Source organism: Mariniflexile soesokkakense (genome assembly GCF_039650365.1).
Classification (GTDB): domain Bacteria; phylum Bacteroidota; class Bacteroidia; order Flavobacteriales; family Flavobacteriaceae; genus Mariniflexile; species Mariniflexile soesokkakense.
In genome coordinates this window covers 60560-79706 of the sequence record NZ_JAZHYP010000006.1, presented here as the reverse complement: position 1 = coordinate 79706, position 19147 = coordinate 60560, and the positions used below count along the sequence as shown (strand labels likewise).

Below are 19147 nucleotides of genomic sequence, written 5' to 3'. Positions count from 1 at the left end.
AACTAAAGCATATGGTTTTTAGGCTAATAATAGTAGTATTGCTAGTAATAATTGCTTACTATTTGTATCGTATTTTTAAAGGCAACAGAAATTTTTAATTTTTCTTTTTTCTTTGAATTCTGAAGTTTAAAAATTCAACAAATAGCGAAAATGCTATAGCAAAGTATAGATAGCCTTTTGGGATAGCGCCAACGGTATTGCCTAATAATTTGGTATGGGATAAATGAGCTGCTTCTGTAATTAGCATAAATCCAATTAATATTAAAAAGGCTAAACCTAGCAATTGCATGCTGGGGTGTTCATTAATAAAACGGCGAATGGGGTTTGCAAAACCTATCATCACGATAATGGAAATAACGACTGCAATTATCATTAAAACGAGATTATAGTTATGGTTTGGGTGTAAACCGTTTGTCATACCAACAGCAGTTAAAATTGAATCGATGGAAAAAATAAAATCAATAAGCATTATTTGAATAATAGCTTGTGTTAGGCTTTTTATTTTTCTGCCTTTTAATTCATTTTCATCATGTAATGGCATTTCTACTTTTTCATGAATTTCAGAAGTACTTTTGTAAATTAAAAACAAGCCACCTCCAAATAAAATAATAGCTTGCCAACTAACTGCTATATGTAACCATGATAGCTCAAGGGTATAAAAAGGTTCTTTCAAACCAATTAAAAACGTTACAAAAAACAATAATACAATGCGTTGCACCATGGCTAAAAGTAAACCAATGGTTGTAGCTTTTGATTGTTGGTGCTCGGGTAATTTATTGGCAGCAATAGAAATAAAAACAATATTATCAATACCTAAAATAATCTCTAAAAAGGTAAGCGTTAAGAGCGCCATAATGGCATCGCTGGTAAGCAAAAAATCTATCACAATGTAAAAATTTAGTATGTAAAATTAATTAAAATTTATCTACTCGATTAAGATTTTATACTAAATATTTTAAGTGCGTTTTAGTTGTTTTTTAATTTTTTCTATAGCCGCTTCAATAGATTTTTCGGGTTCAATAATGTTATATTCACCCCAAAAGGCAGGGTCTTTAAACCCGGATGTTTCATCTGCTAAAATAGTAGTGGGTTTTAGCATGTTTTCTTTGTTTTTAACTAATTTAGGGTTGTTAATGCGCCAATCTGTAATAGCCATCTCACTGTTTAAGGTATATACGCTGTTAAATAATTTACCTTTCCAATTCACTTTAAAGGTTAGCAAAATATTGCTGTATGCATAATGCCATTTTCCATTCTGGGTACGGTAGTTAACACGGTAAGTTGCTTCGGTAGGGTACACATCTACTTTTCTTGGTTTTTTCCGAATATACATCTCGCTAGATAATTCTTTGTTTTCAACATTCAATCTAAAAACAGCATTCGTTAATGCTAAAGTTTCAGAATCTATATAAAGTTTTCCGTAGTACAAAGGTTCTATAATGCCTGGTTTTTGATTAAAATTGATAACATAAACAGGTTTGTTGTTAATTTGGGTAGATTCACCAAAGCGGAACTCATATAAAGCAATAGCTTCATCCGTAAATATATATTCTGGGTATTTTATAATATCGGTATATAAATTACTAAATGGACCACCTTGAAGTTTTACAGCCAGCGTGTCTAGCCGTGTGTAATCGGTACTTTTTCTAGACTTTATAAGTTCAATAGCATCGTTTTTAAAATTGCTATAAGGTTGTTTGTGTATTTGCACGACGGCTTCAGATAATGAAGCATTTTTTCGTCTCTTTTTAATAGTTTCTCTATAAAAAGCAGTCATTAATGCATTATCGTTGTTATAGGCATTACTTCTGTTTTTTAAGGTTTCTCGTAATAGGGTTTCAGCATCTTTAAAGGTTTTGATCTCTACTATATTCAATTCAGTAATAGCGGGTAGCAGTTTGATTTTTGTATTGGTGTTTAATTCAGAAATTTTCATTTCTTTTTTTTGATAACCTAAATGAGAAAACGTAACAGATTTAGCGGCAAGCGAATCTGGTATTTTTAAAGCAAACTCACCATCTGAGTTTGTAATGGTACTAATATTTGTATCTTTTATAATGATATCAGCAAATATTAAAGCGTCGTTAGAAGCATCATCTAAAATTTTTCCTTTTATCTCTATAAAAGATGTTGAAGTTTGCGCATTAATGTCCTTCATGCCATTAACAAAAAAGAGGCAGGTAAGTATAAAAAGTAGTAAGCGTTTCTTTTTCATGATATATTGCTAACCAATAAATTAGTTAGTATTAAAATACAAAAAAAAACGCTTATTTAGATTGTTTACGCAATATTTATTTGTTATAAGCTCTTGTTTTTAAACGCTTAATATTCGATTTGTTACTTTTTGTTACCGTTGCTATCGGTAAGTGTCTTCATAAAGGCAACAATATGAGCTTGTTCCTCATCAGTAAGATTTAATTCATCAAAAGGCAAAGTCTGGTGTTCTATATTAAAACCTAGGCCGTTACCACCGCCTTTATTGTAAAAACTTACTACTTCTTCTAGAGTTTCATAAACACCGTTGTGCATGTATGGTGCTGTTTTTTCAACGTTTCGTACGGTTGTTGTTTTAAAAGCACCTTTTCTTTCTTTGGTATTAAAAAAGTAGAAGCGCCCTAAATCGTCATCTAGTTTTTTATTTTGTTTTGTGTCTGGAACACCTATAATTTCTAATTCCGTATCGGTAAAATTAGGAGGAACCGTGCCATTGAATACTGGTGGAAAATGGCAAGTGGCACAAGCTGCTTTTCCCATAAAAATGTTAAACCCTTTTTTCTCAGATTCTGTTAATGAGTTTTCTTTACCATTTATGTTGTTATCAAATTTAGAATTGAAAAGATTAAGTGTTCTAATATATGAAGAAATGGCATGCCTTACATTAAAATCGTCTCTGGTATTATTATATAATGAATCCATTAATTTTTTGTATTGTTTATCGTTTTTAACACGTTTTACAATAGAATCCATTGGCAAGTTAAATTCATCATGATTATTGGCAACACCTACTATTTGCCCCTCTAAACTCCCAGCACGGGCATCTAGAAAATATAATTGTTGATAGCCAGAATAGGTTAATGTTGGGGTGTTTCTTTTTTGTTTATTGTCAAATGTGGTTCTACCATCGGTAAAAGCTAGGTCTTTTATATGGCAGGTAGCACACGCCATCGTGTTATTTTTTGAAAGTCTAACATCATTAAACAACTGCTTACCTAAAAGTTCTTTTTGTTTTAAATGGGTAGTGTCGCTCTTGTAATCGGTAAAATAGGAAGTATTTAAAGCATTTGGAGCAAAAAGGGACAACATGGTGTTTGAAAGCGCCATTTCAAAAGGAAATTCCACACCCCAATCGTCTTGTGTTTCAACCAATAATTTTAATTGGGGATCGGTGCTGGTTTTGATGAAAGTATATCTGTCAAAATCAACAAAATCATCATTTAATTGTTTTATAGAAGATTGAAATTGCCCTAATAAAGCTTTATACAATTGCTTTGAAGTGAACTTGTCTTTAAATATTTGAATTAATTTAATTAAGGTTTCATAAGTAAATTGACTTTCTTTTAAAGATTGTGATAACACCGAAGAATCAAAACCTGTAATACCGGTAGTAGCTACCCTAACTATTTGGTTTCGTAACAGCCAAATGATATGATGGTCTTTCAAATTTATAAAAGTGTTTTGTTTAACCAGTTTTAGTCGGCTACTTGTAATGTTCACCACGCTTTGCAGCTCGCTAATATCAATAGGTGTTTCGTGGATAAGTTCTTCAATAACCTGAAAACCAAAAGGATTGTTTATTTTTACATCGGTTAAGTCTTCTTCCTTAACCTGTAAAATATTAGGTGCATTTAATGATTTGTAGTTGTTCTGATCTATAAAAGCCAAAATAGGTTCTATAGTTTTAAAATGCATGCGTGCTATTTTATAACACGCTATCTTATCTTGTGAATTTTTTAAAGTTGACAAAGAATCTATAGTGTTTATACATTTGCTTAATTCTGAAAGGTAAAACGTTTCAATTCTTTTGTCTGTTGAAATAGGTTGTGTGTTATTTTTTTCTTTTTCACAAGAAAATCCTGTTAAAAGCAAAAGACATATACCAAAAGTATATGTCTTAGCTCTTATAATCAATAAGGTGTTATTCATTTTATATTATCTATCTAAACCTGTAATTACGTATAGCATTGAACCCTCTTTACTTGAGCTATCGGTATAATTTGCTTTTGGATCTGTAAATGATGAACCATCGGCAGGTACCCAACCATGATTTTGTGTAATTAATATAAAGGTGTTTTTGCCATTTTTTACTACATCGGTAACATCAATCATACCAGTAATTTCCCAAGTATTTGAAGTTGTACCGTAACCTAATGTTGCTGCTCTATCTTGATCGCATTCTAGAACAGTTTTTATTTCACCTGTTGTTAGGTTGTATTGGTATAATTTGGCATACCCTGTAATTGCAGTGTTTAAATGAGCATATCCGTTCGGGTCTTCCTGAATGTAAGCATAGTTTTCAGTAACTAAAATGTTGTCTGGAGAATGGAAGCCATCTGCTTTTCCACCTACTTTATCACCGTCTAACACACAGGTTATTTTTGCAGGACCAGTTGGGTTTGTATCATTTAAAACTACTTTATAAATTCTGCCTAAAAAGCTTCCTTTTCCAGCTAAACCGCTGCTGCTACGACCAGTAACACAAAAGTAAATTTCTCTTTGGTTTGCTGCAGAACCACGTCTCCAATCAATATCTTCTAATCTAGAGAAGCCCATAACGCCTTTGGCTTTAGCTTCAGCATCCAATAAATCGATTTGTGTTTCTTGTAGTTGAACAAATTCGGCTGAATACTCGGTTCCTTCAACCATATCCATTTCAAAGTTAACACCGGCCGAAGTTACTTTTAAGCCATATAACTTTCCATCATCAAAATTACCTCTACTACCAACATACATACCTAATTGACCAGAAGGAACAGAGTTGTTGGATTCATCATCACCAATAAAAACCACTGTTTTGTTTGGATAAGCATCTTTTCCAATTGGCACAGCGTTTTCGGTAGACCATTGTCCTAATTTAGGTAGCATCATAGCAGAATCTGCATTATCAGCCGATTTGTAAGGGTTTGTTGCAAACACACCTTTTGAAGAACCACCCCATTCGCCACCAGAAAGGTATAGTGGACCAAAACCGTGTTCTTGAGGAGTAATTAAAGTACCTGAACATTGTGCAGTAAAAGCAGTAGAAAATGCATTTACAATATACTCACCGTGAATAGGCTTTAAATCTTTATTTAATTTAATTCTAGCAATCGAGTAATCTGCTTCAATATTGTTTATTAAAGTAAAAGTACCGTTACTTTCAGCAAGTAAACCAGCACCATCTGCCATAGAGCCGTAAACAAAGTTTGGAGTACCTTCTATTTTATCTTCAGAAGAAAGTAAAGGCGTTACTACAATTGAAGAGAAAGCAGAACTTACTTTTAATAAGTTTGGAGTTTTTGATGCTGTTAAAGGAGGAAATTCAGCAGGTGTAAAATCTTCTCCATCTAAACCGTCTTGCCCATCGGCACCATCTTTTCCGTTAATACCGTTTATGCCATCTTCACCTTCGCAGCTAATTAGTAAAGCGCTTGTTGAAGTAACGACAAATAAGAATAAAAATAGTTTTAGTAATTTGTTCATAATCTAATATTTTTTTGGTTGTTATTTTGATGTCAAAGGTATTATTAGAGGGTTTTAAGTTTGTTAAGGCAACACTGTGGTTTAATTAATTTAGGGTTATTGTAATGTAAAGAAGGTTACTTGTATATTACCTGCAGTAGCTTTTATGTACCTAATGTTATATGAAAATTAAGGTTGGGAAAATGTAATTATAAGAGCAGAATTAGGCTATGGTGTTTCATTTTAAAGAAATCAATAGAATTCTTAACTTATTTTTTAGATTTCTCAAATTAGAATAACTGTATATTTACACTTTAAATCTTACTATTTATATGCCAACCGATTGTATTTCATTTAAAAAAACAGGATACTTTTCTTCACTTATTTGTGATTATTTAGATGAAAACCCAGAATTGCAACCTTTTTATAATAGATTTCCAAAGCTTGAAAATTTTAAGGAACAGATTGAAGAGAAGCAATCGTCAGTCCAAGTGCAATCGAGAACCGTTTTAGTTGAAACTTTAAAAAAGCAATACCAAAACATTGAAACTTCCGAAGCTACCTTAAAAAACATTGAAAGTTTAAATTCTGAAAACACTTTTACCATTGCAACGGGGCATCAATTAAACCTGTTCACGGGACCACTTTATTTTCTGTATAAAATAGTGTCGGCTATCAATCTTTCAAACAAATTAAAGTATACATACCCAGAGTATAATTTTGTACCAGTTTATTGGATGGCAACTGAAGACCACGATTTTGAAGAAATAAACTATTTCAATTTTAAAGGTAAAAAAGTCCATTGGAATAAAGAAGCTAGTGGAGCAGTTGGAGAACTTTCTACCGATGGGTTAGAAGCTGTGTTTGATTTGTTTTCTTTAGAGCTAGGAATGAGCAAGAACGCCCAATATTTAAAAATACTTTTCAAAGAAACTTATGTAAAGCATCAAAATTTGGCTAATGCCACTCGTTTTTTAGCTAATGAATTGTTTAAGGAATACGGTTTGGTAATTATTGATGCCAATGATGCCTCATTAAAAAAACAATTTATTCCTTTTATGGAAGATGAATTGCTTAACCAAACGTCTTTTAAAAATGTTTCCGAAACAAATAAGCAAATAAACGAATTAGAGAATCAACCGTATGGTATTCAAGTAAACCCACGAGAGATTAATTTGTTCTATTTAATCGATAATTTAAGAGAACGTATTGTTTTAGAAGAAGGTGTTTACAAAGTAATCAATACTGGTATATCATGGAGCAAGGCTGAGATACAAAAAGTGCTTTTAGAGCACCCCGAACGGTTTTCGCCCAATGTAATTATGCGTCCTTTGTACCAAGAGGTTGTTTTACCCAATTTATGCTACATAGGTGGTGGTGGAGAGTTGGCATATTGGTTTCAATTAAAGAAATATTTCAATCAGGTAAATGTGCCTTTTCCTGTATTGCTTTTGCGTAATTCGGTGTTAATTCAATCTGAGATTCAAGCTGAAAAACTTCAAAAGTTAAACATTTTAAACGAAGATATTTTTTTAAAGCGTCATGCCTTCATCAATAAAAAAGTAAGAGAAATTTCGAATGTTGATATTGATTTTACGGAACAAAAACAACAATTAAAGCAACAATTTGAAACTTTATATAAACTTGCAGAACAAACCGACAAGTCATTCTTAGGAGCCGTAAAAGCACAAGAAGTGAAGCAGTTAAAAGGCTTGGATGCTTTAGAAAAACGACTGCTTAAAGCCCAAAAAAGAAAACTGTCAGACCAAGTTTTAAGAATGACCGATTTACAAAACGAGTTGTTTCCCAACCAAAGTTTGCAAGAGCGAAACACCAATTTCTCTGAATTTTATTTAGAATATGGTAAGCAGTTGATACCGGAATTAATTGAAAATTTAGAACCTTTAAAGTGCGAATTCGTTCTGTTGAAAATTAAATAAAAAAATTGTAATTCGTAATTCGTCATTCTAAAATCAATTACTATTTTTGCGCATGCAACATGACAAGGTACTTATTTTAGACTTCGGATCGCAATACACTCAGCTTATTGCCCGTAGAGTTCGAGAACTCAACATTTATTCCGAAATACATCCATTCAACAAAATTCCAACTAATTTTCAAGAGTATAAAGCCGTTATACTTTCTGGTAGCCCTTTTTCAGTAAGAGGCGAACAGGCTTTACACCCCGATTTAACTAATATTAGAGGTGAAAAACCGTTACTAGCGGTTTGTTACGGTGCGCAGTATTTAGCGCATTTTTCGGGTGGTGAAGTCGCTCCTTCTAATACTAGAGAATATGGTCGTGCTAAATTAGCTTTTATTAAAGAAAATGAAGCTTTCTTTAAAGACATAAATGTTGGAAGTCAAGTATGGATGAGTCATAGTGATACCATTAAAACATTGCCAACAAACGGTGTTTTAATTGCTAGTACCCATGATGTAACCAATGCAGCTTACAGAATTGAAGGTGAAGATACGTATGCCATTCAATTTCATCCAGAAGTATATCACTCTACTGATGGAAAGCAACTATTAGAAAACTTTTTAGTAGAAATTGCAGGCTTAAATCAAGATTGGACGCCAGATTCTTTTGTTGAAGAAACAGTAGCGGCTATTCAAGAAAAAGTAGGGAATGATAAAGTGGTTTTAGGTTTGTCAGGTGGTGTAGATTCTACCGTAGCTGCTGTTTTATTAAATAAAGCTATTGGCAAAAACCTATATTGCATTTTCGTTAATAACGGATTGCTTCGTAAAAATGAATTTGAAAGTGTATTAAATCAATACGAAGGCATGGGACTTAACGTAAAAGGAGTTGATGCTTCACAACGTTTTATGGATGCTTTAGCAGGTATTGAAGACCCAGAATTAAAACGTAAAGCCATTGGTAATGCGTTTATTGAGGTTTTTGATGATGAAGCGCACAAACTTACCGATGTAAAATGGTTAGCACAAGGGACAATTTATCCAGATGTTATTGAAAGTGTTTCCGCAACTGGTGGTCCTTCAGCAACTATAAAAAGTCACCATAACGTAGGTGGGTTACCCGATTTTATGAAACTTAAAATTGTAGAACCATTACGCGCTATTTTTAAAGATGAAGTAAGACGTGTTGGAGCTACTTTAGGGATTGATCCAGAACTTTTAGGGCGTCATCCATTTCCAGGTCCAGGATTGGGGATTCGCATTTTAGGCGATATTACTGCCGAAAAAGTACGTATTCTACAAGAAGTTGATGCTATTTTTATAAACGGATTAAAAGAGTGGGGACTGTACGATAAAGTGTGGCAAGCAGGCGCCATGTTATTACCAGTAAATAGTGTTGGGGTAATGGGCGATGAGCGTACCTACGAAAAATGTGTAGCACTTAGAGCTGTAGAAAGTACTGATGGTATGACAGCCGATTGGGTAAATTTACCTTACGAGTTCCTTCAAAAAACATCAAACGACATAATAAATAAAGTTAAGGGCGTTAATAGAGTAGTTTACGATATCAGTTCGAAACCACCTGCAACTATCGAATGGGAGTAAGTTTTGTTAAAATTGAATCCCTAACATTTTGATAAAGTTGTCGTTACAATATTTATAAGTTATATTTAGTGTATTAAATGACTTAGTTATATAAACGAAACGTATATAATTAAGTAGGACTAGATGCTTGTTGGCTATGCCTTTATTTTTGGCATGTTATATGTATATAGTAAAACACCATTTTGTTCTTAACGCAATTTAAAAAAATAGATTTACATGATTAAATTCTTTTCCGTTTTATGTTTCGCATTAGTGTTCAACTTAAATGCTGTAACAGCTCAAAACTTTAGCACCCACCAAGTTAAAAAAGGAGAAACTATTAACGGTATTGCTATGCGTTATGGTGTAGGAATATCTGATATATACGCTTTAAACCCAGACGCTAAAAAAGAATTAAAAGCCAATACTATTTTAATAATTCCTATTTCTAAAGCAACAAAACCTACGGTTACTACAACAAAAGAGTTACAAGGTTTTAAAGAACATAGAACTAGTAAAAAGGAGACCTTATACAGTATAGCAAAACGTTATGATGTTACTGAAGATGAGATAAAAAAGCACAATATTTTTTTATATGCCAACACTTTGCAAAAGGGAGATAAACTTCAAATACCTGTTTTCAAAATAACAAAAGAAGAACCTAAAGCAGCTACCAAAGTTTATTTAGTAAAGGCTAAAGAAGGCAAATGGCGCATCGCTTATAAATTTGGCATTACGGTACAAGAACTTGAAGATTTAAACCCAGGTATGGGAGAAACACTACAGGAAGGGCAACAAATTTATGTGCCAAATATTGGTGGTGATGCTGTTAAAGAAGTTGATGAAAAATACAGCTATTACAACGTTTTGCCTAAGGAAGGTTTTTACCGTTTGAAACTTAAATTGGGCTTAGAACAAGACGAATTGGAGGCTTTAAACCCAGAGTTAAAAAACACTGGTTTAAAAGAAGGTATGGTTTTGAAAATTCCGTATACAAATAATATGAACGTAGCGGGTGAAACCATTTCTAAAAAATCACATTTAGAAACTAAAATAACTAATTTCGATACCAAGCATATTGCGGTTATGTTACCTTTTAGGTTAAATCGTGTAGATTTCGATTCTATTACAGATATAAAAAGTAGTATAAAAAAGGATCCGTATTTAGATGCATCACTCGATTTTTACACTGGAGTTTTAACTGCACTAGATTCTCTAAGAATATTAGGTGTTTCACTTAAAGTTGATGTTTACGATACAAAATATCAAGTAAGTGAAGTCATTAAAATTATTAACGAAAACAATTTTAAAGATGTTGATGCGGTTATTGGACCGTTAACAACTGAAACCTTTGATAAGGTCGCTACCGAGTTGCGCCAATACAATATACCCGTAATATCGCCAATTGGTACCAATTTAACATTGTATGATAATGTGTTTCAATCACGACCTTCAGACGATTTGTTGAAAGACAGAATGGTAAATTTTATAAAAGCAGATTCGTTAGAAAAAAACATTGTTGTTGTTTCAGATACAAAAAATGAAGCAGTTGCAAATAGTATTAAAACGATGTTTAGTTATGCAAAATCGGTTTACTCTAGAAAAGGGAAAACGGGTAACGATTTAAATTTTCTTTATGTAGAAGATATACGAAGTACTTTAAAACCAGGAAGAAACTATGTGTTTTTAGAAACGCAAAGCGAAGGGTTTGCATCAAACGTTGTAAGTATTTTAGCGTCTTTAAATAGCTCCAGTACCGAAATTATTTTGGTAACAAGCAATTTTAATGCGGCTTTTGAGGGCGATCAGGTTTCAAACGACCATTTATCTAAACTACAGCTTCATTTTGCTACAGCTTCAAAATCGTATAGCGATACCGAAAGTAATTCTTTTGTGAAGCGTTACACACAAACTTATAGCACAACACCAAGCAAGCGTGCCGTAAAAGGATTCGATTTAACTATGGATGTAGTATTGCGTTTGGCCTCAGCTAAAGATTTATACATGTCTGTAAACAGTGCGCCACTTACTGAATATGTTGAAAATAAATTTGCCTACAAAAAGAAACTCATGGGAGGTTATTATAACGATGCTACTTATATAGTTAAGTATAAAGATTTAGAAATAGTCGAGGTAAAATAGCCCAGGTGTTCAACAAACAGTTCTTAATAGATTTAGCGCATACCAAAATGCCATTTGGGAAGTATAAAGACCGCTATTTAATAGATTTACCCGAATATTACGTAGTTTGGTACCACCAAAAAGGGTTTCCTAAAGGAAAATTAGGCGATATGCTTAAACAAGTGTACGAACTAAAATTAAACGGGCTGGAAGAATTGATACGGAATATTAAGAAGCAGTATCCTAAGTAGGGTTTTGGAAGTGTCTTGTAGCCTAGTTTTTTGGCAGCTACTCTAGGTAAGATTCCACTACAATAGTATCGAGATCCTTTTTAAGCAATAACTTTTAAGTTGTCAGTCTATTTTTGATTTTTTTTTAAGCACCTGTTATCCCGCCATTTGTTTCTGCTCGTTCCCTGGAGCTCATGAGGTCTTTACGGTTTTACTTTCTAATCCATTCTTAATGGGTGATGGGTGTAATGCCATAAAGTTTGCCTAATTGGTTTTTATTAAGTTTTACAGTACTAATTTCGTCTAATTACTTAGTGATTTTTATACATAATGTTTAAAATTGTATAGATTTCTTCAGGATGGGGTCAGAAGTGCCTTTTACATTTAGTCTATGATTAGTCGTATGGAGTAGCGTTTAACTTTGCAAGTAAAAACAAAACCGGAAATCCGTTAGGATTTTCAGAAGGACGAAAGAACAAGGGATGATTTATATGTGATATAGTCTTTGTTGTATGTCGTTTTTAGTTGAACTCATCTTCAAACGAATCGTCCCATTTAAAAGCATTCACAATCCAGCCATTGTCATTTTTGTAATAAGTAAAAATCAGACGAATTGCACTATTTGCATATCGGATTATGTAAGTTTCTCTTATTGCAATATCTGATATGGTCTCATTTCTTACTTTTAGTGTCCCTATTGATTTACCAAATCTTTGGTTAATTAAGTTTAGGTATTTAATGGTTTTTTCCTCTATTGATTCTAATTCATTTTGAGGCATTGGCCAATAGGGCGTTAATTCGTCAAATGCTTTAGAAATATTATTATCCATAAACAAGTAAACTATCTTTTTTGAAGTTTCTTGAGTTTGACTAACATCTTTTAAGAACAAATCTTGACCGAAAATTTCCAAACTAAAAAAGGAAAGAATTGATACAATAACTATTTTTGTCATATTTGAGTTTTGTAACTGTGTATGTAAAAATAATATAAACTTCGGAATATATTAAATATTCACTTACAACTATAAATGGTGTTTTTAAAATTTGAGAAACGTTGCAAGAGATTTTTTACTAATATTTATCCATTGCGTGGACACATGAAAAAAAAATAAAATGTATTTACATGGTTTACACTATTTTTTAAACTAATAAATTAGTCTTTTTTTAAAGCCGTTAATTCAGCAATTTTACAAATAACCTCGGTGGCTTTTATCATGCTTTCAACAGGGACATACTCGTAGCGCCCATGAAAATTATGTCCGCCAGCAAATATATTAGGGCAGGGCAAACCTTTATAGCTTAATTGCGAACCATCGGTACCACCGCGAATGGGTTTTATAAGCGGTTCAATATGAAGTTGTTTCATGGCTTCTTCGGCAATATCTACAATGTACATTACGGGTTCAATCTTTTCGCGCATATTAAAATATTGGTCTTTTATTTCAACACTTATTACTTCCCAGCCGTATTGCTCGTTTAATTCTTCGGTTAATTTTTCCATAACTGCTTTACGAGCTTCAAAATGCCCGAAATCGTGGTCACGAATAATGTATTCCAAAACAGTTTCTTCTACTTCGCCTTTTATGGAAGATAAATGGAAAAAGCCTTGGTACGCATCGGTATGTTCGGGTGTTTCCAAGCGTGGTAACGAGTTTATAAACTCTTGGGCTATGTACATAGAGTTTATCATTTTACCTTTGGCATATCCTGGGTGTACAATTTTACCCTTTACTTTTACAACAGCACTAGCGGCATTAAAATTTTCGTATTCCAGTTCGCCTATTTGGCTACCGTCCATGGTGTAAGCCCAATCGGCCCCAAATTTCTCAACATCAAATTTATGAGCACCTCTGCCAATTTCTTCATCGGGTGTAAAACCTATACGTATAGTGCCGTGCTTAATTTCGGGGTGGTTAATTAAATATTCCATAGCTGAAACAATTTCGGTAATGCCTGCTTTATCATCGGCACCCAATAGGGTAGTGCCATCGGTAGTAATAAGGGTTTGCCCTTTGTATTGATGTAAATCATCAAAATAATCAGGAGATAATACTATGTTTTCAGTTTCATTTAAAACAATATCCTTTCCATTGTAATGCTCAATAATTTGAGGTTTTATATTGGCACCGGTAAAATCTGGCGATGTGTCAAAATGCGAAATAAATCCAATAGTTGGTGTCTTGTGGCTTACATTACTTGGCAACGTCGCCATAATATAGGCGTTTTTGTCAATGCTAACATCTTGCAAGCCAATAGCTTCTAGTTCTTCGGCTAACTTATTTGCTAAATCCCATTGTTTATCAGTACTTGGAGTAGTATTTGATGTAGGGTCTGATTCGGTGTCGATAGTAACATAACTTATAAAACGTTTGATAATGTGTTCTTTTGAAATCATTTTGAAATGAATTTTACAGTTTTATGGTAAAAAATTTAAGAGATTGATTGTGATAAACAAAAAACTTATAAGGTTTAAAAGTACGATTATTAATTTTTTTGGCTTTTGAAAAGGATGATTTTTTATTTAGAATATTTAAGAGTACTTTTGCATAAATAATACAGATGTACAAACTATTACTTCGCCCGTTATTTTTCTCGTTCGACCCCGAAAAGATTCACTATTTTACATTTTCATTAATAAAAACAGCTTCTAAAATACCAGGTTTTACTGCCCTTTTTAGAAGTTTATATGTTGTAAATGATAAACGGTTGGAACGAAACCTATTCGGAATTACTTTTAAAAACCCAGTTGGTTTAGCGGCAGGATTTGATAAGAATGCGGTGCTGTATAATGAATTGGCAAATTTCGGATTTGGTTTTATAGAAATAGGCACTGTAACACCCAAAGCGCAAGTAGGAAACCCAAAAAAGCGTTTGTTCCGTTTGAAAGACGATCAAGGCATTATTAACCGTATGGGGTTTAATAATGAGGGCCTTACGGCTGCTATTGAAGCGCTTAAGAAAAACAAAGGTAAACTGATTATAGGTGGAAATATTGGTAAAAATACCAACACCAAGCCAGAAGATTATACTAAAGATTACCTAGAGTGTTTTAATGCACTGCACCCGTATGTAGATTATTTTGTATTAAACGTAAGTTGTCCAAATGTGGGAAGTCATGCCAAACTAAATGACAAAGAATATTTAGAAGAGCTAATTGGTGCTGTGCAAAAAGTAAACAAGACATTTGAAAAGCAAAAGCCCATTCTTTTAAAAATTGCTCCAGATTTAAATAACAACCAATTAGATGAAATTGTAGAACTGGTTGCCACAACTAAATTAAATGGCGTTATTGCCAGCAACACATCAACCGATAGAACGGGGTTAAAAGCGCCTAGCGAACTATTGAAAGCAATTGGAAACGGAGGATTAAGTGGACAACCTATTAAGGATAAAAGCACAAATGTTATTAAATATCTAGCCGATAAAAGTAACAAGACATTCCCAATAATAGGAGTTGGGGGTATTCATTCCGCCGAAGATGCTTTGGAAAAGATAGCAGCTGGTGCCGATTTGGTGCAAGTTTACACGGGATTTATTTATGAAGGTCCCAGTTTGATAAAAGCTATTAACAAAGCGATTCTAGCTAAAAAATAAGAAATTATTTTACAATCTTTTTTGTAATCGTCGCACCATTATTTCTAATGGTTAGCAAATACATGCCCGAATTCAGTTTGCCTACTTGTATTTGGTTATTTACCAAATTACCAGACATCACAATATTTCCTGTTAAGTTTGAAACATAATAACTAACATTGTCTTTTGGATTAGGTGTGTCCACAAAAAGAATGTCGCCAGAAATAGGGTTTGGGTACACTTTAACCGTAGGGTCAGAAATTGGTACATCAATAGTTTTAATAAAGATATTGTCAATAGCAATATCACCATCCCAACTAACACCCCTTACAGCTCTAAAACGCACGTGAATAGTTTGGTTGGTGTATACCGATAAATCGATATCTCGAATTAAAAAAGCATCCTCTTGACGTTTTTGTTGGCTGCCAATAAGCGCAGGAATCACATCGTTTATATAACCGTCTTCAGTTTTAATATCTACGTGCAATTCACCAATATTTTTTCCAAACATGTGGTATGAAAATTCCAATTCAGAATTTGGGTTACTAACATTTATACATGTTGAAATTAATTCGGCGACATCACCAGGTTTAGCCCCAGAAGCTTCCGCATACATATAGGTATTTGCTTTACCATTTGTTGTTTTAGATAAAATGGGTCCCGTATTTCCAGAAGCAGTTTCTCCTTTGTTTAACAACCAATTATACCCATGTTTTGTAATGTCGTTTACTGTCCAATTCACATCACTTTGTAATTGGTATGATTCAAAATCTTCATTAAAAAGAGGTGTTACATTGCCAACCTTTATAAATTTTGAATACGTTTTTTTTATGGATTTCGATTTGTTTGTAACGGTTAAGGTTACATCGTAAACACCAGTTGTAAAAGTATGTATTGGGTTTTGTATGGTATAATCAACAATACCATCATTATCTATATCCCAAGCCCATTTAGTAACGTTTTCACAATTGCTTTCAAAATTCACTGTTAAACTATCATTACAAGTTTGACTCACATCTGCAGTAAAATTGGCATTGAAAGTTGAACACGCTAAATAGTTTTTAGCAGTAAGGTAAAAGGCATACATACGCGCTAGTTGCTGTTGTGAAAAATGCGAACGGCAACCTTTCATAGAATATGACATGATGTTGGAGGCATCAGGCGTATAACTATTGCCATGAACATCGGTTTCTGTCCCAAAATATTGGCAAAAATTATTTATGTTTTTGGTCGTTAATTTTGGGTCAGCAGGTGTGTCGCAAATACCATCACCATCGGTGTCACAATTGCTTCCATCTACTAATTCAGTGGTTTTGTTGTCATCTGCACCGTGGGTGTGTACTAACGAAAAGAAGTGTCCCATTTCGTGGGCTAATGTAGAATCGTTGGCAACACAACTGTTTTTGATTACAATAACATCGTTTCTACCTTGGTTGTCGGTGTAACCGCAAATACTTTCATCTGAATCATTGTCAATATAATCAGTAAAATAAATATTGATTAATCCGGGAACGTTGTTGGTTTCTATTAAGTTCCTTTCATCGCCTTTTTTCAAATGGCATAAGCTATCTTCATTTATATAATTGATGCCCTCACATAAAAAGAACTCCATAAAGGCGTCGGCATAAATACTGTTTAAATTGGCAATAGCTGTATTAAGGTCTGCTTCACACATTCCTCCAGTACCGTTAGAATTTCTAATAACGTGCGCTTTAACAGGAATGGCGTTAATTTGATTTGTTTTTGAAGCGTTTTTAGACAGCTTTTTTTGCATAAAAACCTGCTCGAAGTTTTTAAGTTGCGGTTTTAAACTGTTATAATAATCTAAAGATTCTTTTGTGCTAAGGTTTCCACATGAATTTGCTTCATTTTGAGCGAAGGTATTTACGCCAAATGATAAAAATATCAAGAATAAAAAAGAAGGTAATGTAGGTTTTAAAATATGCATTTGGGGAAAACATTTTTTCAAATATATTCCTTAATAGAGGTTGTCAATAATAAAAACGTTGAACTGTAAGATTTATCGACTATTCGGCAATAAGTTTGTTGGTTCTACTTTTTCCATCAAAACTATTCAATTTTATCATATACATACCTTTGTTTAAGTTAGTTAAATTTATGTCTGTTTTAGTGAGGATATTGCCTATCGGAATGTCTTTAACCAAATGACCTAAGACATTATAGAGTTGAATCGATTTTAAGTTAATATTTTGAATGTTTGAAACCGTAATACGTCCTGTGGTTGGATTTGGAAATATTTTTATGTTTTCAATAGGGTTAGCGCTAGGTGTACTTAATACTGAAGAATTATAAGTAAAAGTAATAGTGCCCATTTTATTACCATTTATGGGAGCTGTTGTGATTTTAAAAACACCTACCCGTGGGTTGCTTATGGTGTTTGCAGAGGTATAATCGTCACCATCATCAGTTCCCGCATCATAAGCAAAAACGTCTAGAGTGAATGTATCTTTCCAGCCGTTGTTAAAAGCATCATTACCAGACCTTAAATTGATGCTGTTTACAGCAATAAACCAATCTGGACTTGGTGCAACCATAGACACTAAAGTTACTAAAGGAAAGTTTTCTGTTACTTGCAGGTTATTAATTGTAAATGTTCCAATAGCACTACCTAAACCACCAGCATTTATCCATTGGTTAGCTTTATTAGCAGAAATGGCGGTGTTAACTTCATTCATAAAATTGGTGTTGTTGCCTAATTCGGCTACATCTTTAATGCCGTTAGTTATTGGTGAAACTACACCTAATTCAAAAAAATCGTTAGCGGTGTTATGAGTAGCTCCAACAAGGGCTGACCAATGTGCACCTCCGGGAACCGAAGTATGGTTGGTTTCATTCCAAATAGTCGTGAGAGATATATTATAATCAGCTGTACTTTGACAAAAACCACTTATTGAAAGTATAAGTCCGAAAAATAAAATTGAAGTAAAGTTTTTCATAGCGCAATCTGTTTTTTTAATTTAAGTCGACTACTTTTGTAGATGCTTACAAATTGAAATGTTTTACTTGTTTTTTTGAATAAGCTTTTATAAAAATAATAGTATTTTTAGCATCGTATTTTAATTAAAATAATGTCAAGCCAAATAAAGATTATAGAGTGCCCACGAGACGCTATGCAAGGCATCAGGCAGTTTATTCCCACAGAGAAGAAAGTGCAATATATCCAATCTTTATTGCGTGTTGGTTTTGATACTATTGATTTTGGTAGCTTTGTGTCTCCAAAAGCCATCCCACAAATGGTAGATACTGCAGAGGTATTAGCCCAATTAGATTTAAGTAAAACAAGTAGTAAGTTATTAGCAATTATTGCAAATACCCGTGGCGCTGATGATGCCAGTAAACACGCCGAAATAGCATATTTAGGCTATCCGTTTTCAATATCCGAAAATTTTCAAATGCGAAATACACATAAAACTATTGCACAATCTATAGTAACGCTTTCTGAAATTCTAGAAATTGCAAATAAAACCAATAAAGAAGTGGTGGTTTATATTTCTATGGGGTTTGGAAATCCGTATGGTGACCCTTGGAATGTTGATATTGTAGGCGAGTGGACTGAGCGATTGAGCAATATGGGGATTAAAATATTGTCTTTGAGTGATACCGTAGGTAGTTCTAATCCCGAAAGCATACATTATTTATTTTCCAATCTAATATCTCAATACACGAATATCGAATTTGGAGCCCATTTACATACCACACCTTCTACGTGGTTTGAAAAAATAGATGCCGCTTATAAAGCAGGCTGTAAACGATTTGATGGAGCCATACAAGGTTATGGCGGTTGCCCTATGGCAAAGGACGAACTTACGGGTAATATGCCTACCGAAAAACTATTATCATACTTCACTTCTCAAAAAAATAATAGCTTAAATGCGCTTAGTTTTGAAAGCGCTCACAACGAAGCTACTAAGATTTTTAGTATGTACCACTAAATTTACGGGTTCTAAAAATCTAATAATTAAACATTTGTAATTTTTATTTAAATTTAATCTAAATAAACTTTGTGATTCTCATTTTGTATTTTATTTTTGCACGAG

Annotated in this window: 14 protein-coding genes; 6 read left to right on the top strand and 8 right to left on the bottom strand. The window is 33.4% G+C overall.

Features of this window, described 5'->3' with window-relative positions; translation table 11 throughout:
* Positions 1 to 94 precede the first annotated feature (94 nt).
* From VP395_RS12410 to VP395_RS12395, 4 genes are all read right to left on the bottom strand, one after another.
* Positions 95 to 886 carry a TerC family protein gene (locus VP395_RS12410; RefSeq protein ID WP_346242336.1) on the bottom strand — a complete coding sequence of 264 codons (792 nt, stop codon included), beginning with the start codon at positions 884 to 886 and terminating at the stop codon, positions 95 to 97.
* 69 nt (positions 887 to 955) lie between these two features.
* Positions 956 to 2215, bottom strand: coding sequence for a carboxypeptidase-like regulatory domain-containing protein (locus tag VP395_RS12405; RefSeq protein WP_346242335.1), 1260 nt, complete (start codon positions 2213 to 2215; stop codon positions 956 to 958).
* Positions 2216 to 2337: 122 nt separating this feature from the next.
* On the bottom strand, positions 2338 to 4143 hold the full coding sequence (locus VP395_RS12400; RefSeq protein WP_346242334.1) for a cytochrome-c peroxidase: 1806 nt from the start codon (positions 4141 to 4143) through the stop codon (positions 2338 to 2340).
* Between the two features lie 6 nt (positions 4144 to 4149).
* Positions 4150 to 5679 carry an alkaline phosphatase PhoX gene (locus VP395_RS12395; protein ID WP_346242333.1) on the bottom strand — a complete coding sequence of 510 codons (1530 nt, stop codon included), beginning with the start codon at positions 5677 to 5679 and terminating at the stop codon, positions 4150 to 4152.
* A 311-nt stretch (positions 5680 to 5990) separates the two neighbouring features.
* Between VP395_RS12395 and bshC the strand changes: the two genes are divergently transcribed.
* From bshC to VP395_RS12375, 4 genes are all read left to right on the top strand, one after another.
* A complete protein-coding gene (gene bshC, locus VP395_RS12390; protein ID WP_346242332.1) occupies positions 5991 to 7598 on the top strand; it encodes a bacillithiol biosynthesis cysteine-adding enzyme BshC in 1608 nt (535 codons plus the stop codon).
* 52 nt (positions 7599 to 7650) lie between these two features.
* The gene (gene guaA, locus VP395_RS12385) at positions 7651 to 9186 is read left to right on the top strand and encodes a glutamine-hydrolyzing GMP synthase (protein ID WP_346242331.1); all 1536 of its coding nucleotides are present in this window, start codon (positions 7651 to 7653) and stop codon (positions 9184 to 9186) included.
* Between the two features lie 216 nt (positions 9187 to 9402).
* Positions 9403 to 11307 (top strand): amino acid ABC transporter substrate-binding protein, encoded by a 1905-nt coding sequence (locus VP395_RS12380; protein WP_346242330.1) that lies wholly within the window; start codon positions 9403 to 9405, stop codon positions 11305 to 11307.
* A gap of 5 nt (positions 11308 to 11312) precedes the next feature.
* Entirely contained in the window at positions 11313 to 11537 is a 225-nt protein-coding gene (locus tag VP395_RS12375; RefSeq protein WP_346242329.1) for a DUF3820 family protein, read from the top strand.
* A gap of 500 nt (positions 11538 to 12037) precedes the next feature.
* On the opposite strand, the gene VP395_RS12370 is transcribed toward VP395_RS12375, so the two are convergent.
* Together VP395_RS12370 and pepT are read right to left on the bottom strand one after the other, a co-directional pair.
* On the bottom strand, positions 12038 to 12469 hold the full coding sequence (locus tag VP395_RS12370; RefSeq protein WP_346242328.1) for a hypothetical protein: 432 nt from the start codon (positions 12467 to 12469) through the stop codon (positions 12038 to 12040).
* Positions 12470 to 12669: 200 nt separating this feature from the next.
* Positions 12670 to 13911: a peptidase T gene (gene pepT / locus VP395_RS12365; RefSeq protein ID WP_346242327.1), complete on the bottom strand. Its 1242-nt coding sequence runs from the start codon at positions 13909 to 13911 to the stop codon at positions 12670 to 12672.
* Positions 13912 to 14075: 164 nt separating this feature from the next.
* Here pepT and VP395_RS12360 point away from each other — a divergent pair, with 164 nt between their 5' ends.
* Positions 14076 to 15110 (top strand): quinone-dependent dihydroorotate dehydrogenase, encoded by a 1035-nt coding sequence (locus VP395_RS12360; RefSeq protein ID WP_346242326.1) that lies wholly within the window; start codon positions 14076 to 14078, stop codon positions 15108 to 15110.
* 4 nt (positions 15111 to 15114) lie between these two features.
* Here the strand turns inward: VP395_RS12360 and VP395_RS12355 are convergent, their stop codons facing one another.
* Together VP395_RS12355 and VP395_RS12350 are read right to left on the bottom strand one after the other, a co-directional pair.
* Positions 15115 to 17037, bottom strand: coding sequence for a T9SS type A sorting domain-containing protein (locus tag VP395_RS12355; RefSeq protein WP_346242325.1), 1923 nt, complete (start codon positions 17035 to 17037; stop codon positions 15115 to 15117).
* 79 nt (positions 17038 to 17116) lie between these two features.
* Positions 17117 to 18046, bottom strand: coding sequence for a T9SS type A sorting domain-containing protein (locus tag VP395_RS12350; RefSeq protein WP_346242324.1), 930 nt, complete (start codon positions 18044 to 18046; stop codon positions 17117 to 17119).
* Positions 18047 to 18178: 132 nt separating this feature from the next.
* Here VP395_RS12350 and VP395_RS12345 point away from each other — a divergent pair, with 132 nt between their 5' ends.
* Positions 18179 to 19042 carry a hydroxymethylglutaryl-CoA lyase gene (locus tag VP395_RS12345; RefSeq protein WP_346242323.1) on the top strand — a complete coding sequence of 288 codons (864 nt, stop codon included), beginning with the start codon at positions 18179 to 18181 and terminating at the stop codon, positions 19040 to 19042.
* Positions 19043 to 19147 lie beyond the last annotated feature (105 nt).

Bases quoted from the DNA above. Each gene is read 5' to 3' on its own strand.
- VP395_RS12345 (WP_346242323.1), top strand. From the start codon at position 18,179: ATGTCAAGCCAAATAAAGATTATAGAGTGCCCACGAGACGCTATGCAA.
- VP395_RS12350 (WP_346242324.1), bottom strand. From the start codon at position 18,046: ATGAAAAACTTTACTTCAATTTTATTTTTCGGACTTATACTTTCAATA.
- guaA (WP_346242331.1), top strand. From the start codon at position 7,651: ATGCAACATGACAAGGTACTTATTTTAGACTTCGGATCGCAATACACT.
- bshC (WP_346242332.1), top strand. From the start codon at position 5,991: ATGCCAACCGATTGTATTTCATTTAAAAAAACAGGATACTTTTCTTCA.
- VP395_RS12370 (WP_346242328.1), bottom strand. From the start codon at position 12,469: ATGACAAAAATAGTTATTGTATCAATTCTTTCCTTTTTTAGTTTGGAA.
- VP395_RS12395 (WP_346242333.1), bottom strand. From the start codon at position 5,679: ATGAACAAATTACTAAAACTATTTTTATTCTTATTTGTCGTTACTTCA.
- VP395_RS12405 (WP_346242335.1), bottom strand. From the start codon at position 2,215: ATGAAAAAGAAACGCTTACTACTTTTTATACTTACCTGCCTCTTTTTT.
- VP395_RS12400 (WP_346242334.1), bottom strand. From the start codon at position 4,143: ATGAATAACACCTTATTGATTATAAGAGCTAAGACATATACTTTTGGT.
- pepT (WP_346242327.1), bottom strand. From the start codon at position 13,911: ATGATTTCAAAAGAACACATTATCAAACGTTTTATAAGTTATGTTACT.
- VP395_RS12380 (WP_346242330.1), top strand. From the start codon at position 9,403: ATGATTAAATTCTTTTCCGTTTTATGTTTCGCATTAGTGTTCAACTTA.
- VP395_RS12355 (WP_346242325.1), bottom strand. From the start codon at position 17,037: ATGCATATTTTAAAACCTACATTACCTTCTTTTTTATTCTTGATATTT.
- VP395_RS12360 (WP_346242326.1), top strand. From the start codon at position 14,076: ATGTACAAACTATTACTTCGCCCGTTATTTTTCTCGTTCGACCCCGAA.